General features: G+C 32.0%; 18 protein-coding genes and 4 pseudogenes. 10 read left to right on the top strand and 12 right to left on the bottom strand.

Features of this window, described 5'->3' with window-relative positions:
- The first annotated feature begins 162 nt into the window (after positions 1–162).
- Together CN946_RS07695 and CN946_RS07690 are read left to right on the top strand one after the other, a co-directional pair.
- Positions 163–1,206: a YARHG domain-containing protein gene (locus CN946_RS07695; RefSeq protein ID WP_286133866.1), complete on the top strand. Its 1,044-nt coding sequence runs from the start codon at positions 163–165 to the stop codon at positions 1,204–1,206.
- A complete protein-coding gene (locus CN946_RS07690) occupies positions 1,203–2,051 on the top strand; it encodes an N-acetylmuramoyl-L-alanine amidase (RefSeq protein ID WP_286133865.1) in 849 nt (282 codons plus the stop codon). Before CN946_RS07695 ends, CN946_RS07690 begins: the two co-directional genes overlap by 4 nt.
- Positions 2,052–2,404: 353 nt before the next feature.
- Here the strand turns inward: CN946_RS07690 and CN946_RS07685 are convergent.
- Positions 2,405–2,941: pseudogene (locus tag CN946_RS07685) on the bottom strand (SpoVR family protein); the annotation flags it as partial.
- Between the two features lie 790 nt (positions 2,942–3,731).
- Between CN946_RS07685 and CN946_RS07680 the strand changes: the two are divergent.
- Positions 3,732–4,397 carry a hypothetical protein gene (locus CN946_RS07680; RefSeq protein WP_098860602.1) on the top strand — a complete coding sequence of 222 codons (666 nt, stop codon included), beginning with the start codon at positions 3,732–3,734 and terminating at the stop codon, positions 4,395–4,397.
- 517 nt (positions 4,398–4,914) lie between these two features.
- On the opposite strand, the pseudogene CN946_RS23775 reads toward CN946_RS07680, so the two are convergent.
- The 8 genes and pseudogenes from CN946_RS23775 to CN946_RS07645 all read right to left on the bottom strand — a co-directional run.
- Positions 4,915–5,149, bottom strand: a pseudogene (locus tag CN946_RS23775) (hypothetical protein); the annotation flags it as partial.
- 41 nt (positions 5,150–5,190) lie between these two features.
- A pseudogene (locus CN946_RS07675) lies at positions 5,191–5,553 on the bottom strand (stage V sporulation protein R); the annotation flags it as partial.
- 28 nt (positions 5,554–5,581) lie between these two features.
- On the bottom strand, positions 5,582–6,829 hold the full coding sequence (locus CN946_RS07670) for an MFS transporter (RefSeq protein ID WP_098860600.1): 1,248 nt from the start codon (positions 6,827–6,829) through the stop codon (positions 5,582–5,584).
- Positions 6,830–6,832: 3 nt separating this feature from the next.
- Entirely contained in the window at positions 6,833–8,098 is a 1,266-nt protein-coding gene (locus CN946_RS07665; RefSeq protein ID WP_098860599.1) for a radical SAM/SPASM domain-containing protein, read from the bottom strand.
- 464 nt (positions 8,099–8,562) lie between these two features.
- Positions 8,563–9,258 (bottom strand): annotated as a pseudogene (locus CN946_RS07660) (SpoVR family protein); the annotation flags it as partial.
- 175 nt (positions 9,259–9,433) lie between these two features.
- Positions 9,434–10,096, bottom strand: a complete 663-nt coding sequence (locus CN946_RS07655) for a DUF2642 domain-containing protein (RefSeq protein ID WP_098860598.1) — start codon at positions 10,094–10,096, stop codon at positions 9,434–9,436.
- 36 nt (positions 10,097–10,132) lie between these two features.
- Complete coding sequence (locus CN946_RS07650) at positions 10,133–11,488, bottom strand: arsenic transporter (protein ID WP_098860597.1); 1,356 nt, start codon at positions 11,486–11,488, stop codon at positions 10,133–10,135.
- 417 nt (positions 11,489–11,905) lie between these two features.
- Positions 11,906–12,571: a DUF2642 domain-containing protein gene (locus tag CN946_RS07645; protein WP_098860596.1), complete on the bottom strand. Its 666-nt coding sequence runs from the start codon at positions 12,569–12,571 to the stop codon at positions 11,906–11,908.
- Between the two features lie 369 nt (positions 12,572–12,940).
- Between CN946_RS07645 and CN946_RS07640 the strand changes: the two genes are divergently transcribed.
- The 4 genes from CN946_RS07640 to CN946_RS24080 all read left to right on the top strand — a co-directional run bounded on the left by CN946_RS07640 (position 12,941) and on the right by CN946_RS24080 (position 15,011).
- Positions 12,941–13,375 (top strand): hypothetical protein, encoded by a 435-nt coding sequence (locus CN946_RS07640; protein ID WP_286133864.1) that lies wholly within the window; start codon positions 12,941–12,943, stop codon positions 13,373–13,375.
- Positions 13,376–13,586: 211 nt separating this feature from the next.
- Positions 13,587–13,985, top strand: a complete 399-nt coding sequence (locus CN946_RS07635) for a hypothetical protein (protein ID WP_098860594.1) — start codon at positions 13,587–13,589, stop codon at positions 13,983–13,985.
- A gap of 290 nt (positions 13,986–14,275) precedes the next feature.
- On the top strand, positions 14,276–14,638 hold the full coding sequence (locus CN946_RS07630) for a YciI family protein (protein ID WP_098860593.1): 363 nt from the start codon (positions 14,276–14,278) through the stop codon (positions 14,636–14,638).
- A gap of 253 nt (positions 14,639–14,891) precedes the next feature.
- Positions 14,892–15,011 carry a hypothetical protein gene (locus CN946_RS24080; RefSeq protein WP_483295376.1) on the top strand — a complete coding sequence of 40 codons (120 nt, stop codon included), beginning with the start codon at positions 14,892–14,894 and terminating at the stop codon, positions 15,009–15,011.
- Positions 15,012–15,120: 109 nt separating this feature from the next.
- Here CN946_RS24080 and CN946_RS07625 read toward each other — a convergent pair whose 3' ends face one another.
- On the bottom strand, positions 15,121–17,187 hold the full coding sequence (locus tag CN946_RS07625; RefSeq protein WP_098860592.1) for a sigma-54 interaction domain-containing protein: 2,067 nt from the start codon (positions 17,185–17,187) through the stop codon (positions 15,121–15,123).
- A gap of 261 nt (positions 17,188–17,448) precedes the next feature.
- Between CN946_RS07625 and CN946_RS07620 the strand changes: the two genes are divergently transcribed.
- Positions 17,449–18,870 (top strand): YfcC family protein, encoded by a 1,422-nt coding sequence (locus tag CN946_RS07620; protein ID WP_098860591.1) that lies wholly within the window; start codon positions 17,449–17,451, stop codon positions 18,868–18,870.
- 32 nt (positions 18,871–18,902) lie between these two features.
- Positions 18,903–20,075: a beta-aspartyl-peptidase gene (gene iadA, locus CN946_RS07615; RefSeq protein ID WP_098860590.1), complete on the top strand. Its 1,173-nt coding sequence runs from the start codon at positions 18,903–18,905 to the stop codon at positions 20,073–20,075.
- A gap of 166 nt (positions 20,076–20,241) precedes the next feature.
- On the opposite strand, the gene CN946_RS07610 is transcribed toward iadA, so the two are convergent.
- The gene (locus CN946_RS07610) at positions 20,242–21,477 is read right to left on the bottom strand and encodes a sulfite reductase subunit alpha (protein ID WP_483295375.1); all 1,236 of its coding nucleotides are present in this window, start codon (positions 21,475–21,477) and stop codon (positions 20,242–20,244) included.
- Between the two features lie 201 nt (positions 21,478–21,678).
- Between CN946_RS07610 and CN946_RS07605 the strand changes: the two genes are divergently transcribed.
- Positions 21,679–22,953 carry an MFS transporter gene (locus CN946_RS07605; protein WP_098860588.1) on the top strand — a complete coding sequence of 425 codons (1,275 nt, stop codon included), beginning with the start codon at positions 21,679–21,681 and terminating at the stop codon, positions 22,951–22,953.
- Between the two features lie 200 nt (positions 22,954–23,153).
- On the opposite strand, the gene CN946_RS07600 is transcribed toward CN946_RS07605, so the two are convergent.
- Positions 23,154–23,327, bottom strand: a complete 174-nt coding sequence (locus CN946_RS07600; RefSeq protein WP_025671792.1) for a hypothetical protein — start codon at positions 23,325–23,327, stop codon at positions 23,154–23,156.
- Positions 23,328–23,625 lie beyond the last annotated feature (298 nt).

The raw sequence follows: 23,625 nt of genomic DNA, 5'->3' as shown, positions 1-23,625 counted from the left end.
GGATTAATCGTCTTTTTCATATTTTATCAATTCTACATGCCACTTCTTTCCTGCATTGCAACTCAGCCACCTTATCGCATTCTTTCCTAAAAAAATAAAATGCATTTTTTCTTAAAGTCAACATTTGAATAATTTTAAATATTAAAAAGGGAGTGAGAAAATTTGGCTTACTGTACTAAATGTGGTGGAAACTTAGAGCAAGGGGCAATATTTTGTACAAATTGCGGAGAAAGAACTAGTAATCCGGAAGTGACTAATCAGGTCGAAACTCGTTCGGAAAATCGGAATTTGCAGGAAAGTAATTATAAAAATAAGTATAATAGAATGAAAGGTATACTGATTTCAATCGCCGTATTAATCGTATTGGCAGTCGCAATTTATTTAATTTATCCAAAACTTACAAGTAAAAGTCAACACTCACAACATGTAGCGAATCAGGTAAAAAAGAAAGATAAAGCGAAAAAGAAAGAAAAAGTGGAAGAGACAGAAAAAGTTTCTGAAAAAAATCCAACTAATACCCAAACGATTCCTTCTTATATAAATCGATTAGAACAATTAAAAATTTACGATGGGAGTAAAAGTCTATCTGTTGGTAGTTGGGACATAACACAAAGTGATGGTGTAATAAATTTAACAGCTAATAATATTTCTCTTCAAAATCTTCAATTAATATTTAATTTATATGATAGTGGAGAAATTTCTCCAATAAGGGATTGGGCGATTAAAGTAGCAAATATTGCAGATGAAATAGCAATGTCTAAAAATACATCATGGTATATTTATGTAGGTGATCAATGTGTTGCACAGTATCCACATACGTTATCTAACGATGATTTAATGTATTATTCAGGCTCTTGCGGTGTTTCAATACCTGTATTGGAAGGAAATTCGAAAGATGATTTAGCTATCGTAATCCATACAATGGTATATGGTGACATGTCTACTGCAAATGAGTTTATCTTGCCAATGAGTAATATAAGAAAACTAACTCAAGATGATATAGATTATTTGACGAAAGATGAGTTGGGTATAGCTAGAAACGAAATTTATGCACGTCATGGATACATTTTTAAAACGGTTAAAATGCGCAACTATTTTTTAGCTCAATCATGGTATAGTCCAAATGTGAATTATAATGGTACTTTAAGTGAGATTGAAACTTATAATGTAAACCTAATCAAAGCTAGGGAGGAGCTCCTTAATTGAAGTTGGTAGTTAATAAAAAGAGCATTATTTTTTTTATGATCTTTACAATCTGTATTTTAAGTTTTTTATTTTATCCAAAAGATCATTCTGATATTAAACCGCACAAAACATCACTAATTCAGCAGTCTAAAATAGAAACCCTTAAAGAAAAATCAAATAAAGTCATACAAACATATGAAAAGAAGAACTCCACAAAACCACTTATAATCTGTATTGATCCGGGTCACCAAAGCAAAGCAAATACAGCACTTGAACCATTAGGACCGGGCTCTAGTGAAATGAAGATAAAGGTGACTGGTGGTACAACTGGAGTAGTGACGAAGAAGCCCGAGTATATTTTAAGTTTAGAGGCATCACTTAAATTAGGTGAAATCCTTAAAAAAAGAGGTTACAATGTCATATTCACTCGTACAACAAATAATGTAAATTTAAGCAATAAAGAAAGAGCAGAAATAGCGAACAAAAACAATGTTGATTTATTTATAAGAATCCATGCCGACGGGTCAAATGATAATTCTACAAAAGGATTTTCTGTCTTAACTCCGTCTAAAAAAAATCCATATATCCCTTCACTTTATAAGGATAGCTTACTAATTTCACAGAATATAGTTGAAGAAGTAAAAAAAGACCAATCTACAATAGTAAAAGGAATTTCCTATCGTGACGATCTCTCAGGATTTAATTGGTCAAAGGTTCCTGTTACTTTAATAGAACTTGGATATATGACAAATCCCGAAGAAGATCGAAAACTATCGGATCAACAATATTTAATAAATTTATTGATGAAGATAGCAGATGGGATCGATCGATATAGTTCAGAAGTTATTGACGATGGGTCAAAGTAGATGTTCGTAAATAACATATTTACTGCTAAGATCCCGCACTTCTTATTTTTGTATTTCTAAACGTGTATTGGGATCCTTGGATGCCTTGCACGTTTATTTTTTTATTGAGGGTCTATTTCTGATATAGATAAAGTTAGATTTTTACTGAGTGAAATTAGAATTTAAGAAAGAAGGTTACAACTTTGTGCCCCATTTTTTAAAGCACGAAACCTTTTATTAATACTCCTCTCTGAACATAGTTCGGAATGCTTGTCCATTTATATTCAGAAAAAGGTCCCCTCCAATTCATCAATTTTATCCTCCTCAAAAAAAAACTTTCAGCTTCTTCCTAGCTCTATGAAGCCTGGTTTTGACTGATGAATATACGGCATAACCTTCTCAACATACTTCACATCAAGTTCCATATGTTCATAAGAATGCTTCAAATAAAGCTCCCCATTTTTTAAATAATCCCCTTCTTGAACAACGATATAAGGGAATCCACCATTTACCCGACTTACTACAAGTTGATCTCTAACATTCTCCCATGCCTTATCAGTTACTTTATATTCCTTACCTTGTCGCTGGAATAAATACATATCTTCGCGCATAACTAATTCTTTCGTTAAATAGTTTCGTATAAATGAACTATCAGACTCTAATTCTCGTACTTCAAACATTTTTTCTCGACCGCTGCCAGGTTTAACACCTAACTCTCTCATTTCTTTCGTCGGATTATTATATCGCTCTTCTATATCTTCAAACATTCTTAGTCCTAAATAGTATGGGTTGATACTTGTTTTTGATGGTTGAACTACTCCTGCGTTAAGCTTTGCGTATTCGATTGCTTCATTTGAATCTAGATTTAGTTCACGCATAATTCTTATATGCCAATAACTTGCCCAGCCTTCCGTCTTCTAACAACCTTAGTAATTTGCTCAATAAAAGCTATTCGATGCTTATTTATTAAATCTTTAGTGCGAAATATTTTCCCCAATTATCGGATAACCCCTTATTCATTTATTGAAGACCATATACAATGTTAAAATAACCATCGCACTTAAATTTATTTTAGAGTCGCTATCGTTAATTTAAAAATCAATTTATTAAAATTCCTAATTAGCTATCATCAACCCAAATATCTTCTACTTCATATCCATCTAAATCCTATGTATTCTTCTTCAAGTTCTTCTTCATGGTGTCAAAATATACATACCTATAACTTATTCTTTGATAAATTTAAACAGCCAAAAGCTACCTCCTGCATCACTTGCTATCGGAATGCAGCTATTAGGTATTCTATTTTTATAAATTTCGAACTGAGTCATAAAATCCTTATCAGATTCCCATTTTAAACCAAACATAGATGTTAAAATAAATAAATGTTCTCAATCTCGTAGTAATTACTGACACAGTTATCTACTTACCCTCCATTATAATGTTTAAAAAAAGTAAGATAATCGTTTGGAAGCTCACCAGTTATTCCAGGAATATCGTCTGAACTAAATTTCTGAGTAATTTTTCCCAATACAGGTGCTTGATATAAAGCCAGATTTTACTATTTTATTCTTACTTTCTTACATTTCTGTTAAAAATGTAACAAAAGACGTTAAAATTTTCCCAATTTTTTAATTTTTGAAACTTTGGTAATATAGATGTAGATGGGAATTAATCCCAACAAAAATAAAGGGGAGACATCAAATGAAAAAACAATTAGTATCTTTATCTCTAGTTTTCGCAATGGTTCTCAGTCCTCTAGCGACTACTGTAACACAAGCAAAAACAAATCCTAAGGAACAAAAGACAGAAATTAATTACGAACAGAACATCCAAGAATTAGATCAAAGGACATCCCAAATGCTTGAAAAAGGTGTCACTTACAGTAAAGAAAAAAGTGCTGAACAATTTAAAATAAGTGATAATGGTTATCTTCTATCATCAGAAACTGTTATTTACAATGAAGATGGTACAGTTAAAGCTCAAATTACTAATGAATTTGGAAGCCAACCAACTTCTGACTTTGAAACTTACGTAGTAGTATCTGATGGTCCATCATACTCTTGGGATTTAATTGGTACTGAATACGGTACAAACAAATTAGATAAAGATGCGTATAACGTAGCCCTTATCCTATTGGGAGGACTTAATACGTATGTGAAAGTTAAGACTGTTCAAGCAGTAGCAACAGTAACATTAGGTGCATTGGCTTATTTTGGTCAACCCACAGTTTATTACTACAAACAACAAACTTACGTTGATAAAGATGCTGTTAACGATTACGTTAAAACAATTACTTATACATATAGTGATAGTTCAAGAACAAAACTAGTTGCTACCTCAACAAAAGTACAAAAATTCACAAGATAAGAAAAAAGAAAGCTACATATTTTTGTAGCTTTCTTTTTTGTTTGGGAAAGATTAAGAATATGAAAAAGCATTATAAGTGCAGTTATCAGCGTTAGAAGCGTCTTGAAAATTGGCGCACCTAACAACTGTATGCTCCATCCATTGCTCTAATAATACATAAGTTAATTATAATGTTTCTTATCATTACTTCTTTTTTTAAAATAATCCCAAAGGGTATAAACAGTCGTTTGTGAAAACAATATTACTAGCATCCAAACACTTAAATTTTCAGAATTCAAATTACAAATAATAATAACTATTGGAATAAAAATTATACTAATTACTACATATTTTATCATACTGTCTCCTTTAGCACTTTTTAATATATTACTTTTTATTCTATTAATATGTAAATAGTCCTTTTTCTAATTCAACTATTTTTCCGTATAACGAAAAAAGGATGAACGATTTTAGATCATCCTTTTATAAGTTCCCTCGTTACTTTAATAAGAAGTAAAGAATCGTCGCATAACTCTGATTATTCACCTACTAAACCATCACCATCTAGATCATCCATATATATAGCAATGAATCACGTGTAATTAGCATTTTAAAGCCAGCAGCCTTGGCTTCAGCGATTGTAACACTTCCGTTGATTGGTATCCACCTATCAGTGCAACCTCCTGCATCTCGAATCACTTTTTCCAAATAAGCTGATCGCATTGTCTATTGAGGTTGGTGTCCTGAGGTGTAATGTTATATGCGTTTGATACTATTCGGTGAGGAAAAAAGTACCACCTCTAAAGAGATGGTATTATATATACTTCAGATGAATATTCTTCCCATCATATCCAAACAACACAGACTTATTCTCATTATTCGTCTCCAAAGAACCCCTACCCCATAACTGATGAATATAAGGCATTACCTTCTCAACATACTTCACATCAAGTTCCATATTTTCATAGGAATGCTTCAAATAAAGCTCACCATTTTTTATATAATCCCCCTCTTGAACAACTATATAAGGGAATCCACCATTTACTCGACTAACTACAAGTTGTTCCCTAACATTTTCCCATGCTTTATCGGTAACTTTATATTCCTTACCTTGTCGCTGGTATACATACATATCTCCTCGTATTACAAGTATGAATTTATGTAAAAAAGAGATGTTTTTCAAAAACATCTCTTTTCCAATGAATTTACGTTGATTCATTGTTATTATCTTGACTAGCAGTTGATATGTCGTTTTTCTTTAATAATGATCTAAAAACAGAAAAGCCAGGCAATATCGAAAATACCATAAAAAAAGCACTACCTATCATAAAATACCGAATTGGAGCTAAAGAAATAAAAAATGCTGAAATGGAAGCCGAACAAGTAGCGGTTAAAGTAGGTAATATATTTTGAAAACTCGAAATACGACCCTGGATACCGACGGGAATAATAGTCTGGATTAACGTATAATAAGTTGTGAAAAAGGTTGTTCCACCAATCGCAATTAATAGTTGGCTAAAAATAATGAATGGAATATTTACTGAAAAACCAAACATTAAGTTACCCATGACAGCAATAAAAAGTCCCAAATAAAATAATGAACCTATTTTAAAGTATTTTCCCAAAAAACTATTTGCAAAAGAGCTAATAATATAAGTAACGCCGCCAATACTTATTACTAATCCGTAAACTTTTTCGTTTAGTCCTACTGCATTTTTAAGAAATGCTACTTCATATGCATCAATAATTGTTGATCCCAGTATAAATATTGACATAGTAATAGTTAGTTTTTTTAGTAAGTTGTGATTCCAAATATATTTTACTGAAAATGTAATATCTTCCTTTAATAGACGAAAATTTAAAACAGCACCTTCTTTTTTTTGTTTTTCAGGAATTTTGATTAATAAGAAACTTAACCCAGAGATTAGAAATGAAATGGCTTGTAAGAAGAACGGAATTTCAGGGTTTTTTAATAATAGGATAGCTCCTAATAAAGGACCAATAAACTGTGCTAATTGTCCAATTAAGCTAAGAATTGAATTTACTTGGTGTCTTGATGAATCTGTTGTTAATACAGTAATAATTGGCGTATAACCTGCTGCAAAAAAAGTACCAAATGAACTTGCTATTAAGACGAAGAAAAATATATAGGGAGTATTATAACAAAATGCCATAAAAAAAATAGCGATACCTCGAACAATTTCGGCAACAACAACCGTTCGTTTATGACCTAAACGATCAGCAAAAGAGCCAGCAATAAAACTACATGCAAATGGAGCAACATTTCGAATAATCCACAAGATCGAAAGGGCAATTGGGCTTTCCTTTGCAAGAATTAAACTAAGTGCAACAATATAAAGCCAATCTCCTAAGAATGAAACAAATCTACCGAGATACAATGTAATTAAAGAAAGCGTGAAAAGGTTACTTGGATTATTAGTTTTTGGTGTCATTTATCAACCATTTCCTACTACACTAGCTAAAGTTTTTTTTATATATTTTTTGTCAGTAGGACAAGGGCTGTTTCCAGTATTTAATCTAACTAATGGACAGGAAGCTCCCTGACATGATGGTCTATAAAAACAACTTTGACAGCCAGAATCGATAGATTCATTAGCCATTACCCAAAGATCAAACTTTTCTTTTACTATTTGAAGTTGACCATCATCTTGTAATTGCCCAACTTTATTTCGTGTATCATCAAGAGCAACAGTACATTTATATAAAGTTCCATCAGAACCGATTACAAATGACCAAGGTTTAGCAGCATAACATACATTTCCTCCAGGAAGTAGTGTGTTTCTTAAAGTTGAAAGGTCTATATTGGATTTATTTAATTCTTTGTATACATCATACCTAAATTGTACAGCTTCTCTTTCTGAACATACAGTAAGATTATCATCATTCGAACCACCCCATTTACCAATTGAGTGAAAGGAAGGGGTAAACCTAGGGTCGCCTGCAAATTTGAGTTTTATTTCTTCTAAAAAAGGATTGATACTTTTCGCATTTTCAGGGTCATAATTCACTCTTAGTACGACTTTAAAATTTTCATAGGTCTGGCTCATTGAAGTCAAGTTATTCATTATTTCATTATAAGTAGATCCACCATCTCGTAAAATTCGTCGCTTATTATGATCATCTTCGGATCCATCAACAGTAATTTGATATGAAGTAACCTTACAATCAATTAGTTTTTTGAAAATTTCAGGTGTAAGATTATATCCATTTGTTGTAATACCTGAAGAGTAATTGACTCCATATTCAGCACATCTTTTGATTGCATGGTCAGATAATTCATAAATTACATCTAATGCTTCAGTTGGTTCACCGCCAAACCATGAAATTATAAAGTTGTTTAGATTTCCAATTTTTGAGTCAATTAAATTTTTAATCGCTTTTACGATATTCGGTTTCATTTGCCCCCGTAAAAAGGACTCATAGCAATACACACACCAAAAGTTACATTGTTCAGTCGGCATTATAATTAATTGTAGGGTTTTTTCACTATTAAAATAACCTTCATGAAATATTTTAGCTTTTAGAAGTTCGTCACTTCCCAAAGGAACAAAAAATCCGTTTTCAATTAAGACATTTACGATTTCATCTTTATATAAGTCTATTTCATAAATTTCACCATTTTTAAGGAGAGAAACTACTAATTCTTTTTTATCATTTGGAATAACACCGATAGCACCTGTAAAGCTGTTATATAAAATCAATTCATTATTATATTATATGATTTACTCAGTGCATTAAATCTAGATTTTTTGCATATTTTCATATGTTTCTCCTACCTTTCAAATCAAAAAAGGTAGATGAAACATCTACCTTTTCTATACAATTACTTTAAATTAACAAACAAAATTGATTGTGCAATTACAATTGTTAATCATTAATACTTTTTCAGTTAAGCCAGTAGGTTCTAAATCTAAAGCATATTGAATTAGCTTCATCTTTATCCCTCCTTTTCTAAGTTAATTAATATTTAAGTATTTACCAAATAATTCCTTAATTTTAGATTAAATACAAAATTCAAATAATTTAAAGGGAATATAATTAAAAGTTTTTGTTGAATTTAGAAAATCAGTTATGTGAAATCGAATTGAGTGTTTTCATTTAATTAAATAAGTTATTAATATTCTATCTCAAAAATGAAACAAGAAAACCACCTTTACAGGTGGTCCTAAATATACTTCCGATGAATGTTCTTCCCATCATAACTAAATAAAACAGACTTATTCTCAATATTCGTCTCCAAATGAACCCCTCTACCCCACAACTGATGAATATAAGGCATTACCTTCTCTACATACTTCACATCAAGTTCCATATTTTCATAGGAGTGCTTCAAATAAAGCTCGCCATTTTTTAAGTAATCGCCCTCTTGAACAACGATGTATGGGAATCCGCCATTTACCCTGCTGACAACTAACTGATCTCTAACATTTTCCCATGCCTTATCTGTGACTTTATATTCCTTACCTTGGCGCTGGAATAAATACATATCTTCACGCATAACTAATTCTTTCGTTAAATAGTTTCGGATAAATGAACTATCAGATTCTAACTCTCGTACTTCAAACATTTTTTCTCGACCACTGCCAGGTTTTACTCCTAATTCTTTCATTTCTTTGGTTGGATTATTATATCGATATTCAATATCTTCAAACATTCTTAGTCCTAAATAATACGGATTAATGCTTGTTTTTGATGGCTGAACTACTCCTGCATTAAGTTTTGCGTACTCAATCGCTTCGTTTGAATCAAGATTTAATTCGCGCATAATTCTTATATGCCAATAACTTGCCCAGCCTTCATTCATAATTTTCGTTTAAAGTTTTAATTTAAAATAGACCATTTCTTTCCGAAACAAGAACAGCTTGCCATAAAGTGTTTACTATAACTTTTTAATTTTTAAAATTTAGAATCATAACCTAAATATAAAACCCTCAACGCATACAACGTCAAGGGTCGATCAATAAATATACTGAAATGTATTGCCCGCACCCCAAGGGTAAACATTTGCTCAAAAAATCTTTCTAAGAACATATCAGCTATGGTAAGTGATAAGATTTAATATGATTAAGCCTCAATAAAGTGACCTCTCCACTTGCTACAATTAATTCAATGACACCTTCCTCTACACTCTTAAGGATTCCAATTTTCATTGGGTCAATCGCCCCATCAAATACGACAAATTTTCCTTCTTCTTTTTTTAATTGTGTATCAAATAAGCGTGAAAATGCCATATTTGCATTTTCAGGTAATAGATTGATTTTTGAGTTATAGGGATTGGCATTATAATTGTATGGTGTTAGCCATTTTAAATGTGATAAAGGAATATACAACATTTTAAATACCGGTGAATAAAACACGATATAGTCACTTAGAACGTTTATAATATTTCCATGAAATGTGATATTACCTGTGACATAAATCTCTGCAAAGATTCCTTTTGCATTAGATAATATTTTACGATAAGAGATCGTTCCAATATCTTCTGCTATTGAAGGTCCAGTAGGTTTATCTATTTTGTCTTTAAAGTTGTTACTAAGACTTACCCTGTGAACGTGAAGCCATGGAATATAATAGTATTTTTGTCCATCGTACAATACAAGGACATCTCTACCATAATCTGTTAGTATTCCTTCAAAATAATTACCACCTGATAATTGTACATAAATTTTTTCTCCAACTAATGATTGTACATCACTCACTTGCATCTCCTCTTTCTATTAGATTGAAATTGTTTATTAGGCGAAAACTAATTGCACCCAATAATATAGTAGAAACAGCGTTACGATTGTTGTTAATGGAATGACGATTATTGATACATTTAGATAATCCTTCCATTTTATCTTAATTTTATTTTGTTTTAAGATGTGCATCCAAATTAGGGATGCTAAAGTACCTACTGGAAGTAATAACGATCCAATGTCACTACCGATTATATTTGCTAGATAAATCGTCTTTAATGTAATCGGATCTAGTCCCATTTCTGTTAGTGTAATGGTTCCAACCATTAAAGCTGGATGATTATTAAACAGATTAGATAGGATTGAAACTAATCCTCCCATAATAAAGCTTGCTTGAAATAAGCCTTGATTTACGAATGGCTCACAGAATTTTACTAAAGCTGCAGTTAAACCAGCATTATGGAGACCATAAATAATCACATACATCGAAAAAGCAAAGACTAAAATATGCCAAGGTGTCTTTTTTAAGATATCAACAGGGCTTGTCCGTAAGTGATACCATCTCCAAGTTAATAAGACGAGTGAACCTAAAACTGCTACATATTGAATCGGAATTCCTAAAAATGAAGCAACGAATAATAAGCAGCGCATTAGAAAAACAAAGCCCAATACCTTTAACATAAATTTTGTTCTTTTTTGTTTTGTCTCTACTGACATTTTCCCTTTTAAAGGATGAAAATTTTTCATAAAAAATGACTCTTCAATATCATCGGTAGACACCGGCAATTGTTTTGGTAATTTATTTCTTAATACCATATACATTAGCCATGACATAAATAGTAATCCTGTACTTGCAGGGACAAACATCATAGCTGTGTGCATATAAAGAGTCATATGAACAATTTTTAATGCGATTAAGTTTACGATATTACTTACACCGATTGGTGCACTTGAAGCTGTGGCAATTAATGCTCCGCTAAGAAGATATGGTATTTGTTGATGTGGTTTTAAACGTAGATTTTTTAATAGGAGAATTAAAATCGGAGTTGTAATTAAGATACTGCCATCATTATTAAAGAGTAATGTCATTAAAAAGCATAAAAGCTGGATATACCAGTATAATCTGCGCCCTGACCCTTTTGCTAAACTTGCAAGTCTAGCAGCAGACCAATGGAAAAATCCAAAACTTTCTAAAATAATCGCCATTACAATCGTTGCGATAATTGTAATAGAAGCTTCACCAATTTTGTGTACAATATCGATTAAATTGCTTTTTGTTACGATCCCAGTCACTAAAATAATCACTGCCCCAAATGCAGCAGGCCATGCTTCATTTATTCCTTTTGGTCTCCAAAATATGACTGCCATCGTTAAGAGAAATACAGAAGCACTCATTAGAATTTCGAAATTCATAAAACTCACCTTCTTATAAAATATTTTCCAATGAAACTTGTCCATTTGTTATATTATTATTCAAATATAGCAATGATGTTTTAGATGATTTCATTATTTTATAGAAGATGGTTGTTTTACCTATATAATACAATTGTCCCCTAAAGATAAATAACTATTGTAGCAATTGTCCAATAGTTCCTTTAGAAAAATCACAATGAATATCACATTTAGTGGGTATTCAACTTACATTTGAAAGGATCTACTCCGATTTATATTTTTTCTAATTAGATAGACTAGAAAATATCTTCCTTTCAGATTAATTATATTAAAATATTTTTCAATATAAGAAACCGATAAAAAAGGGAAGCTCTAGAATAAGAGCTTCCCAATTAACAAAATCTGTCGGTTAGTATTTCATAAAAAACATAAATTCATTTAAGGCAAATGAACAGACTTAATATGATTAAGTCTTAAAAAAACTACTTCCCCATTTGCGACCGATAATTCAATTACACTATTTTCAATCGTATTCAGCAAACCAATTTTCATTGGATCATTCCCACCATCAAAAATAACTAGTTTCCCTTCTTCTTTTTTTAATTGAGATTCAAATGAGCGCACTGGGGAGATATTCGATGGATTTATAGGAAAGTTTGCATTATCAATTGAATAAGGTGTTACATTTTGATGATAAGGTGAGAGCCACTTTAGATGGGATAAAGAGATATACATCATTTTAAAAACGGGTGAATAAAAAACGATGTAGTCACTTAAAACACTTGTTATATAGCCATGAAACGTCAAATTACCCGTAACATATATTTCCGAGAAGATCCCTCTCGCATTGGTTAAAACTTTTCTGTAGGAGATTAATTCAATTTCATTTGCAATTGAAGGCTCGTTAGGAGCATCTATTTTATCTTTAATAAGTTGACATAAATGTACTCGATGAACATGAATCCAAGGGATATAATAATATTTTTGACCATTATATAATACAAGTATGTCTTGTCCTGCATCAGTTAAAATACCTTCAAAAGCTATATCTCCAGATAGAAGTACAAACACTTGTCGATCTAGTAATGAATCTATATAACTCAACTTTTCTCCCCCCTTTTTAATTTAAAATAAAAATATTGTCTTCTTATAAAAATTAAATAAAGTTCTACCTAAATCGTACATTTATTTATTTTATTTATTTCTACAATTTTACTTTTATTCTTTTATTAATTAAGATATGCATTTAAAAAATGTCTATTATTGATTGAATATGTGAAAAAACATTTATTTTGTACATTGGAATGGGATCACTTACTCGATTTTACTTTATTTTTTTGGCTGTGTTAAAGTAGATTGTTGATTTTCTAATTAGACTAATTGGCCGTTTAGTTTAAAAAGGAAATGCTACAATAAATTAAAAAAGTTGTGAGGTGTGAAGAATTGAACACGATATTAGAGGAGTTTTTAACGTTGAAAGATATATTAAACTCATTCGATGGACTCGAAAATGATTTTAATTGGCTTCTAACTGATTTAGAGTGGTTTAATTTTGATGAACATCTTGATTACTTTGAAGATTATCGTCTTAATAAGTTCTTGATAACTGGTAAAAACCTAAAAAAACTTGCTGAAAAAGAGGATTTTTATTTAATATGGGGTGTATTTTCAGCTTTCGATAAAAAAGAGAAAATTAATTTAGATGGTATTAAAGTAGAACCCTATGCAGACGGAAATCCAAATTTTTGGGTTGATAATCCCAAAATACAACATCCTAATGCTGTGGTTGAATTGGTATTTTGGGACTCTTCATTGATTTTATTACTTAGTAAAGTTGATGATTTTACTAAAAAATTTAGAAGTACATTTGACGGGTGCATAGATTTAAATTCCTATAATCAATCATAAAATGTTGTGCAACTAAAGCATTGCGTTAGTTCGATAACATTTTGGAGCTGTGATCGGCTCTTTTTTTATTCAACAAAATGGCAGGATAGTTCAATAAGGAAAATTGAATTGACTTGTTAATAAATCAGTTCATGGCAAGTAATTAAATGATAAAATTACATTAGAATTTATTAATCTGAGTGTTATATTTTAATATTAAAGAGGTAGTTTTATGAAAAAGATTTTATTAGCAATTGCCATTACAATTATTTTTATTTATGTAGTGCCTTTTTATATGAGTCCAGAGAATTATAGTGAAGAAAATCTATTTTATGCACATGGGATGGGTGTATTATTTGTATCTACTATCATGTTTCTCGTTTATGTTGTGGTAGGTATCCCAGTCACATTAGTCGTTGACTTAATTGAAAGTAAAATAAATAGTCAGAGGATACTTTACACTTACTTAATTCAATTGTTTTTGTACTCTATCGTAACTGTTTGTATTGGGGTACGTTTGTTTTTATTTGTTTTTGTGTATTTTCATTTGCTCTTTTTACTAAGATTACCAAGTGGAAAAGCTAGCCTAACTTTACTAGATATATTCGGTAAAAAATGCAAGGTTGATTAGAAAAATAACAATATCTTGTTCAACTAACTCATGCTTTAGTTGAACAACAAGATTTGCTTTTTCAACTCAGATGTCAAATAATTTAAAAAGGAAAAAGCTTCTGTAGGTAATATAATTAACATAAAGAACTTTACGATTATGATGAAGATGATGTGAATTGAAATGAAAGCATACCTCATTCGATAAAAAGCTTGAACTAAGATATACTGATGATAGCTGCAACAGTAAGAATGTTACCAATGTATAATGGTTTAACATTAGAAAGCCATAACCAAGAGGAGGAGTTATTAATGAAATTTATGATGGTTGTGAAGGCATCAAAGGATTCTGAAGCAGGGACAATGCCAAAGGAGCAGATGGATCTTATGTTTGCTGCGATGAAGAAATATAATGAAGAACTGAAGAAAGCTGGAGTTCTGGTGTCAGTCGGTGGACTGCATCCAAGCTCCAATGGTATACGTATTACTTACCCTGTTCCCGGAGAAACGCCGACCATTACAGAGGGACCTTTTGCTGAAGTTAATGAGTTGATTGCAGGATACTGGTTCATAGATGTAAAATCTCGCGAGGAAGCCATCGAGTGGGCGATGCGGGCGCCAGACCCACATGGTCTTGGAGAAGGACAGATTGAACTACGTCAAGTATTCGAATAGACTAGTAGGCTAAACATTGGAGTAACAACGCTTCAAATGAAGTGTTTTAAATCATTCAAAATCATTTACTTCATTAGTCAATCCTAAACAACTATACTGCCAAATACTAAATGTTGTTTAACTAACTCATACATATGTTAATTAACCTTTAAGCTGCTTCGGTAGCTTTTTTTCTTATTCAAGTAACTGGCAGATTAGTTCATAGTATAATAGATACGAACATGTGAAGAAATCAGGAGTATAAAAAATTAATATGCGTTGGACAAAAACGAAAAAATTAGTAGAAAATCTAGTTTGTGATTTGCTGAAAAATCGAATTAGCATCTATTTAACAAGTTATAGAAACGCAAAAAAGAAAATTGCCCTCAAATAGAAAAACCCTCAACACTAATAGCGTCAAGGGTTGCATTGATTAATATACTGACATATTTCTTCTTTTTCCCAATATTTAACTTGAGTTCTAAAGTAGTTTATGGCAGCTATCATTGTTCACTCGATAAAAGTGTTGAATTCCCCTTTAAGAAATATAAATAATCAGTACCTAAGGAAGTAATTTTTGTACCTGCTCTTCCTTTACCTTTAATAACAAATCCTTTTTGTTCCATTGTATTTAATCGAAGTCGAATTTGTTGTGAGGTTAAGTATCTACCAATCTCCTCACTTCTAGTTGAAATGGCCTCTCTACTTGCTATCTTTCCTATGTCATTTAAATTTTTTATTGATTCTAGTATCGTGATGGATTCTTGTACCTCAAGGACACTTCTTGGTAATTCATATTCAGTTTTTTCTATAGTCTTTAATCGATTAGTTTTTGTTTGAATATGATTAGGAAAATCTTTTAGAGTAATAATCCCTCCTTCACAGACAGTGAGCATGTAATCAATTACTCCTTTTAGTTCCCTAATATTTCCGTTCCATTCAAGATCATTTAATGTTTCTAAAACGTCTTTATCCATCATCACTTTTTTTCCACTTTTTGTAACAAAATGATTTACTAACAAAGGTATATCCAATTTCCGAGATCGTAACGGTGGGATTAATAGATTTAAAACGTTTAATCTGTAAAACAAATCTGACCGAAATGAACCGTCAGCAATTTTAAGATGAAGATCTTTATTAGTTGCAGCAATTATCCGTACATTTATTGAAATAATTTTCCTTCCTCCAATTCTGCGAATCTCTTGTTCCTGAAGTACACGCAATAAATGTGACTGTACGTTTAGGCTAATATCACCAATTTCATCTAAGAATAATGTCCCTCCATTTGCAAGTTCAAACAACCCTTTTTTTCCACCTTTTTTAGCTCCTGTAAAGGTACCTTCGTCATAACCAAATAGCTCACTCTCTAATAAACTCTCCGTAAAAGCACTACAATTAACTGCTAAAAAAGGTCCATTTTTCCGATTAGATTGTTGATGCATAGCATGAGCGAAGAGTTCTTTACCAGTACCCGTCTCACCTTGGATTAATATCGGGTGCTCTGTCATCGCAAGTTTTTTGGCAATATTTTTACACTCTATAATGGATTGATGCTCGCCAATAATATCTTTAAAATCGTATCTAGCAAAAAAACCTTGATTTCTAAGCTCTCTTTGAGCAGTTTTTTCTATTTCAGAAGCTCTGTTTACACTTTTAAAGGTAGCTACAACTCTTTCATCATCTTTTATATAGAATCGATAGATGACTAAATCAGTGTTATTGATGGAAAAAAATTTAAATTCTTCAAATCCATTTAATATAAACTCCTTAACATTTTGCAGTTCAATAACATTGTCTATGTGTTTTCCTAATGCATTCTCAATAGGTACTTGAAAAAGCAAAGAAAGTTTTTCATTAAATACCGTTATGTTTCCGTTAATATCTAACGCTAAAATACCATCATCAACTGTATCTACAACATTTTGTAAATGCCTATTTACTTTTTTCTCATTTTGCTCTGCATGTAAAAGTTCTCTTTGCAATTCAATAATATTTCTAATATATTTTTCCGAAATTAATGATGAAATGTTTTTATTAAGGTTACAGATTTCAACAATATGAAGTATAGCGGAGATATCAAAAAGACGAACTCCTATATCAATTACTTCTTTAATATATGAAGGACTTAAATGAGTTTCACCAGGAGATACTGCAATGCTTATGTTTGGATAATATAATTGATCATTTTTAAATGGGAAATATTCTATATGGTCGATTCCTAATTGGTAAAGGGACTGTATTAATTCAACCGTAGAATGAAAATCATCATTAACAACTAATACATTTGTACCCTCCTCAATCCTTAATAGTTTTTCAACATTCTCATGATTAAGTGTTCTCTTTCCTACCATGACATGTTTACCACGAACTGTCGCTATTTTTTCGGTTTCATTTTTTGCTTCTTCAGAAGAAAAAAGAATAATATCGTCTTTAAACTCTAATAACTCACAGTCAGCAATTGCATAGGATTTAATATTTATATAATCTTCTAGTAATTGAATTAACTGATTAGACAGAGCTTGTCTTGTTTTTTTACTCCCTGTAATCAAAGTAAGTGAGTTTTTCTTCATATAATTCCCTCCAATCAGTTCTTTTTGGTTCTATTATATCACCCAAAAAGAAACAACAAACCCAGATAACACATAAATTTTCTTTAAAATTAGACTTTAAAACTTGGCACGCTATTTGCTAATAGTAGATTGTAGTAATTTTAATAGTTAATCCAATAAGATAGGAGGGAATATCGAATAGCGTTTAATAATTTTTTGCTACTAATTCTAGAATATTAAATCAGATTATTCTAGTACTCTACTTTCAAAGGAGATGAAATGATGTCACAAATTCAGGCTAATAAAATAGCACAACAGAGAAATGTTATCAAAGAACGTAAAATTAATATCTTTGCACTCTTATTAGTAATATTACTTATTGCAACAATTCTTACTTATGTTTTACCAACAGGTGAATACGCACACATAGACATCAATGGACATTCAACAGTTGATCCAAATTCATTTAAATCAATCGCAGCAACACCAGTAGGATTCTTTGAAATGATTAAAGCCATTCATTTGGGCATGGTAGATGCAGCAAATATTATTTTCTTTGTTCTAATAATCGGAGGTTTTTTCGGTGTATTAAGTGCAACTGGCACAATTGAAGCATTAATCTCTACTTTGGCTAAAAAACTAGCTAATAGAGAAAAATTATTAATTCCAATTATGATGCTTTTCTTTGCAATAGCAGGTTCTTTAATGGGAATGGCTGAAGAATCTTTGGCTTATATCCCACTTCTTATTCCATTAGCCCTTGCTTTAGGTTTCGACACAATGACAGGAACTGCAATCGTATTAGTTGGCGCATCAGCAGGTTTTACAACGGCAATAATGAATCCGTTTACAGTTGGTATCGCTCAAGGAATTGCAGAATTACCTACATTTTCTGGAATAGGATTTCGACTTGTATTGTTTGTAATTGTTTATTTAATATCAGTTATTTTTATTTATCGATATGCCATGAAAGTAAAGAAAAACCCACAAATGGGATTTTACGGAAAATACTCTGTTGAGCAATCTAATGACCTATTATCGTCTAAAGCTAAATTATCTTCTAGACATAAATGGATATTCTTTGCTTTTCTTATAAACTATATTGTTTTAGCTTATGGTGTCATTAAATATCAATGGTATATTAGCGAAATTGCTTCTTTGTTTATTATCTTAACAATTACTATTGGGATAATTGGAGGATTATCAATCGATGAAGTAGTTAAATCATTTACTCAGGGATCTGCTTCTTTAATTAGTGGTGCCCTTATTATAGGTGTTTCCCGTGCAATTCTAGTCGTTTTAAATCAAGGACATATTGTTGATCCAATGCTTCATGGAGTATCTGAAGTTATTAAACATATCCCTGCTTCTTTAAGTGTAATTGGAATATATAATTTCCAAGCAGCTATACACTTTATTTTAGCTTCGGGTAGTGGTCATGCAATGCTAACAATGCCCATAATGGCACCATTAGCCGACCTACTAGGAATTACTCGACAAACTGCTGTCCTATCATTTTCTTTTGCTGATGGAATTGGGAACATTATTTTCCCAACAGCTGGAACTTTAATGGCAGGATTAGCAATCGCTGGAATACCTTGGACAAAATGGGCTCGATGGATTTTCCCATTAGTATTCATTCAATATTTAATCGGTTTAATTGCTGTTGTAATCGCACACTTAATAAATTACGGTCCTTTTTAAAATATTAACAAAGGTATTAGGAGGAAAAAAATTTGTTAACCTTAATAAAAAACGGTCAAGTATACACACCACACTCTATTGGCAGAAAAGATTTACTTTTAGCAGGAGGAAAAATTGAAAAGATTGCAGATCATATCACTATTCCACCAGACTTTCTTTCATGCGATGTCATAGATGCCTCCAACTTTTTAGTTGTACCAGGTTTTATTGATTCACATGTACATATCATCGGAGGTGGTGGCGAAGGTGGATTTAAAACACGCACTCCTGAACTAATGCTTACGAATGTAACAATCGCTGGCGTTACTACAGTAGTTGGTGTACTAGGTACAGACGGTACAACAAGAACTACGGAGAATTTACTTGCAAAAGCACGTGGATTAGAAGAAGAAGGCATTACTTGTTATATTCATACTGGTTCCTATCAAACCCCTGTAAAGACACTAACAGAATCAATCCAAAGAGATATTATTCTGATTGATAAGATTATTGGTGTTGGTGAAATCGCTATAGCTGACCACCGCTCCTCGGAACCAACAATTGAAGAACTTTCAAAGATTGCATCGGCTGCGCGGAATGGAGGAATTTTATCTGGAAAGGCTGGCATATTAGAAATTCATGTCGGTGATGGCAAAGATAAACTTTCCCTTCTTTATCAACTAGTCGATCATACAAATATTCCAATTCGTCAGTTTCATCCGACTCATATTAATCGGAATGAAGAATTGTTTAAAGCTGGTATAGATTTTGCACTAAAAGGTGGATTTGTAGATTTTACTACAAGTACAATTCCTCAGTTTTTAGAAAAAGGCGAAGTAAAGTGTAGCAAAGGACTAAGAGTAATGCTTGAAGAAGGGGTTCAGATTGAAAACATAACTTTTTCATCAGATGCTCAGGCAAGTCTTCCCTTTTTTGACACAAATGGTGACTATTTAGGACTTCAAATTGGCAAAATTTCATCTTTATATCAAGAAGTAAGAGATGCGGTAATTAATGAAGGGATTCCATTAGAAATAGCAATTCAAGTAATTACTTCAAATCCTGCACAAGTGCTAAAACTATCTCACAAAGGTAACATAATATCCGGTAACGACGCAGATATTGTTTTATTAAATCAAGAAACTTTAGAAATTGAAACAGTATTTGCACTTGGAAGAAAGATGGTTGAAAATGGTACTCCAATTGTAAAAGGCACTTTTGAATAACAATCATTAGAAAAGGTATATCTCAAAAAGGGAAAGTCGCATTAAATTTAGGCGTTAGAGCAAAAAATTAACCTTAAAAACAATAAAAAAAGCAACCCTTCGTACCAGCTGGAACGAAGGGTTACTTTATGTTACAAAATACCTGTATTCTTAATACCTTTTAATATTAATACACATCACGTTGATAACGCCCTTGCTTCTGCATATCTTTAAGATGTGCTTCAGCTGCATCGCGATCCATTGAACCTTCTTTTTCAAGAATAGTAATAAGCGCTTCGTTAACGTCTTTAGCCATATATTCCTTATCCCCACAAACGTAGAAATAAGCTCCTTTTTCAATCCATTCATACAATTCTTTGCTATTTTCAAGCATTTTATGTTGCACATAGACTTTTTGATCCGTATCACGAGAGAATGCAGTGTCAATTTTCGTTAACACTCCATCTTGTTGATATTTTTCCAACTCATTTTTATAAAGGAAATCTGACGCTTCATGCTGGTCTCCAAAAAATAGCCATGAACGGCCAGTGACTTTATTGACTGCTCTTTCTTGGATGAACGAACGGAATGGTGCAATACCCGTCCCAGGTCCAACCATAATAATGTCTTTGTCCCCAGACTCTGGCAAATAGAAGTGTTTATTTGCTTGAACATAGACTGGAAGAGTATCTCCGTCTTTAATACGTTCAGAACATAAAACTGAACAAACACCTTTTCGTTCGCGTCCGTGTGCAGTGTAGCGTACTGCACCGATTGTTAGATGAACTTCATCTGGATTTGCAGCAATACTGCTTGCGATTGAATATAGTCGCGGAGTCATTTTTCTTAATAATGAAACGATTTCTTGAGCAGATGCACTCCATGGACCAAAATTACGTAACATATCAAGTAAATCTCGTCCATAACAATATTCCTTTAGTTGAGTTGCATTTTCAACCAACACTAGGTTTTTCAGATCTTCGTTTTCTGTAAATACAGCTGCCTGTTGTAATATCTTCTTCGTCAACAGTGTAATTTCAAAGTAGGATGTAAGCGCTTCTTTTAAAGATAGTGTTTCACCTTGCTTACCAACAGTAACAATTGCTTCTGCATCCCATTTCATTTCATTTATAAGAGCAGCAACTAACTCTGGATCATTCGAAGGAACCACACCAAGTGCAGCACCTGGGACATAAGTAAATCCTGACCCTTTCAATGATAATTCAATATGCCTTGTTTCCTTGTTTGAGTCAGTTCCATTTAAATTAATATTTTTGAGAACCTTCGCTGGAAATGGATTGGTTCTTGAATATGGGAGTTTCTCATTTGTAGTATCGTTTAAAGTAGATTTCATTACTCGTAACCTCCAAGAATTGTGTATATAACTAAGATAACATAGAAGTGGGAAATTATGTATTAACATCTACGACTTTTTTACCTTTTTTGTGCTTTTCTTTAGCCGCGTGTCCCGAATTCTTACGGATTCTCCTCTTGTACACTACTAATACAGGGAATTTTTAGATAATATACTGAAAACTGTAGAGGATAAATAAAATATTAGTAGTATCTAATCTATAACCTATTCTAAACATAGCAGTTACTAATCATTGGGAGGAAAAAACTCATGAAGAGTTTTACGAAGCAAGAAAATAGTTGGATTTTCTACGATTGGGCCAATTCAGCTTATTCTATTATTATTAGCACTGCCGTATTCCCTCTTTTTTATAAAGCTTCTGCTTCAAAAGCCGGAATAAGTGCTTCTGATTCTACTGCTTATTTAGGTTATACGATCGCAATTTCTACTTTCATATTAGCTATGCTAGGTCCAATTCTTGGAACAATTGCCGACTATAAAGGATTTAAAAAGAAGCTCTTTACTTTCTTTTTTACTCTCGGTGTTTCTTTTACTGTACTACTTACTTTTATTCCTAATGATAACTGGCTTTTACTATTGATTTGTTATACGATTACAGCTATTGGCTTTGCAGGTGCGAATGTATTTTATGACGCTTTTTTAGTAGATGTAACGTCAGAGGAACGCATGAATAAGGTATCCGCCCGAGGTTTTAGTTTAGGATATATAGGTAGTACAATCCCATTTATCATTAGTATTGCTTTGATCGTATTAGCTCAAAAGGAGATCCTTCCAATTCCAACAACTCTCGCAAGTCAAATTGCCTTTCTCATAACTGCTGTCTGGTGGGGCATTTTTGCAATTCCTTTGTTACGAAACGTTCGTCAAAATTATTTTATTGAACCTGAACAAAAACCTGTATTAAATAGCTTTAAGAGACTAGGAAAAACCTTTAAAAACATCCGACAATATCGTGCTTTATTTATATTTTTACTTGCATATTTCTTTTATATCGATGGCGTTGGGACGATTATAACGATGTCAACCGCTTATGGAACTGACCTTGGAATCAGTTCAACAAATCTATTAATTATTTTGTTTGTTACACAGGTCGTTGCTGCTCCATTTGCAATTATTTACGGAAAACTTGCAGATAAATTTTCAGGTAAAATTATGCTTTATGTTGGAATCATTATTTATATGATTGTTTGTATATATGCTTACTTTTTAAATTCTACTCTAGACTTTTGGATTTTAGCTATGCTTGTTGCCACATCTCAAGGTGGAATCCAAGCTTTAAGTCGTTCATATTACGCAAAACTTGTCCCTAAAGAAAAATCAAATGAGTTTTTTGGCTTTTATAATATATTCGGTAAATTTGCATCGATCATGGGACCATTAATAGTCGGCTTGACTGCTCAACTTACAGGTCATTCTAATATGGGTGTATTTAGTCTAATTATTCTATTTGTTATTGGTATCTTCTTTTTAACTCGTGTATCTGAACCAAATAATACAGAAGTTGCGAAAACTACAAATTACTAAAAGAGATAGGGGTGTCCAAAATAGGGGCACCCTTAAATAGTTTTCTCATTTTCATATTCAATAAAACTGCTCAATATTCAAAAAAAGCCACGTTATGAAGCTTTCTTCCTTATTAAACTAACATTGGGCAAGTGAAAATTCTGTTAAATAAAAGATTGAAAAAAGAGAGTGTTTAGAAATTAACACTCTCCTCTTTCAATCTAACTTCGATGCTCAACTAAGTCAATCGCACCTAATACAATATGGGCTAAACCAAAACCAAAAACTGTATTTGCGATCATTTTATTCGTTCCTCGTTTTTGTTTTAATGCATAACCAGTAGCTGTTACAGCAGAACCTAAAACTGTTGGAATTAAACCTTCACGAATATTCATATAAGTTTACCTCCACATCGAAGTTTATGATGTAATTTACACCATAATTTTAGTATCGGCTATAATAATTCTATGTATGTAAGAATTCAAAAAGCAACATGAACCTAAATCCAGCTATGTAATTTCATGAAATTGAAGTTACTAATGAGGAAACACATTTACCTTTATATTTTAAAGTTAGCTTTTTACTCTTACAAAGTTTTAATTTTGAGAAGAAAAAAACCTATCTTACCATAAAGCTTAAGATAGGTTTAATGTACATTATGAACCAAATTCATAACTGGCTCTTATAGTTTAA

Source organism: Bacillus sp. AFS053548, assembly GCF_002575105.1.
Taxonomy (GTDB): domain Bacteria; phylum Bacillota; class Bacilli; order Bacillales; family Bacillaceae_G; genus Gottfriedia.
The sequence above is the reverse complement of the archived record's forward strand: the minus strand, read 5'-3'. Positions and strand labels throughout refer to the sequence as shown.

What these genes read in the sequence shown, in the direction of transcription:
- CN946_RS07610 (WP_483295375.1), bottom strand. Translation starts at nt 21,477, where the DNA reads ATGTTAATACATAATTTCCCACTTCTATGTTATCTTAGTTATATACAC.
- CN946_RS07650 (WP_098860597.1), bottom strand. Translation starts at nt 11,488, where the DNA reads ATGAATTTCGAAATTCTAATGAGTGCTTCTGTATTTCTCTTAACGATG.
- CN946_RS24080 (WP_483295376.1), top strand. Translation starts at nt 14,892, where the DNA reads ATGCGTTGGACAAAAACGAAAAAATTAGTAGAAAATCTAGTTTGTGAT.
- CN946_RS07670 (WP_098860600.1), bottom strand. Translation starts at nt 6,829, where the DNA reads ATGACACCAAAAACTAATAATCCAAGTAACCTTTTCACGCTTTCTTTA.
- CN946_RS07600 (WP_025671792.1), bottom strand. Translation starts at nt 23,327, where the DNA reads ATGAATATTCGTGAAGGTTTAATTCCAACAGTTTTAGGTTCTGCTGTA.
- CN946_RS07635 (WP_098860594.1), top strand. Translation starts at nt 13,587, where the DNA reads ATGAAAAAGATTTTATTAGCAATTGCCATTACAATTATTTTTATTTAT.
- CN946_RS07630 (WP_098860593.1), top strand. Translation starts at nt 14,276, where the DNA reads ATGAAATTTATGATGGTTGTGAAGGCATCAAAGGATTCTGAAGCAGGG.
- CN946_RS07605 (WP_098860588.1), top strand. Translation starts at nt 21,679, where the DNA reads ATGAAGAGTTTTACGAAGCAAGAAAATAGTTGGATTTTCTACGATTGG.
- CN946_RS07680 (WP_098860602.1), top strand. Translation starts at nt 3,732, where the DNA reads ATGAAAAAACAATTAGTATCTTTATCTCTAGTTTTCGCAATGGTTCTC.
- CN946_RS07625 (WP_098860592.1), bottom strand. Translation starts at nt 17,187, where the DNA reads ATGAAGAAAAACTCACTTACTTTGATTACAGGGAGTAAAAAAACAAGA.
- CN946_RS07620 (WP_098860591.1), top strand. Translation starts at nt 17,449, where the DNA reads ATGTCACAAATTCAGGCTAATAAAATAGCACAACAGAGAAATGTTATC.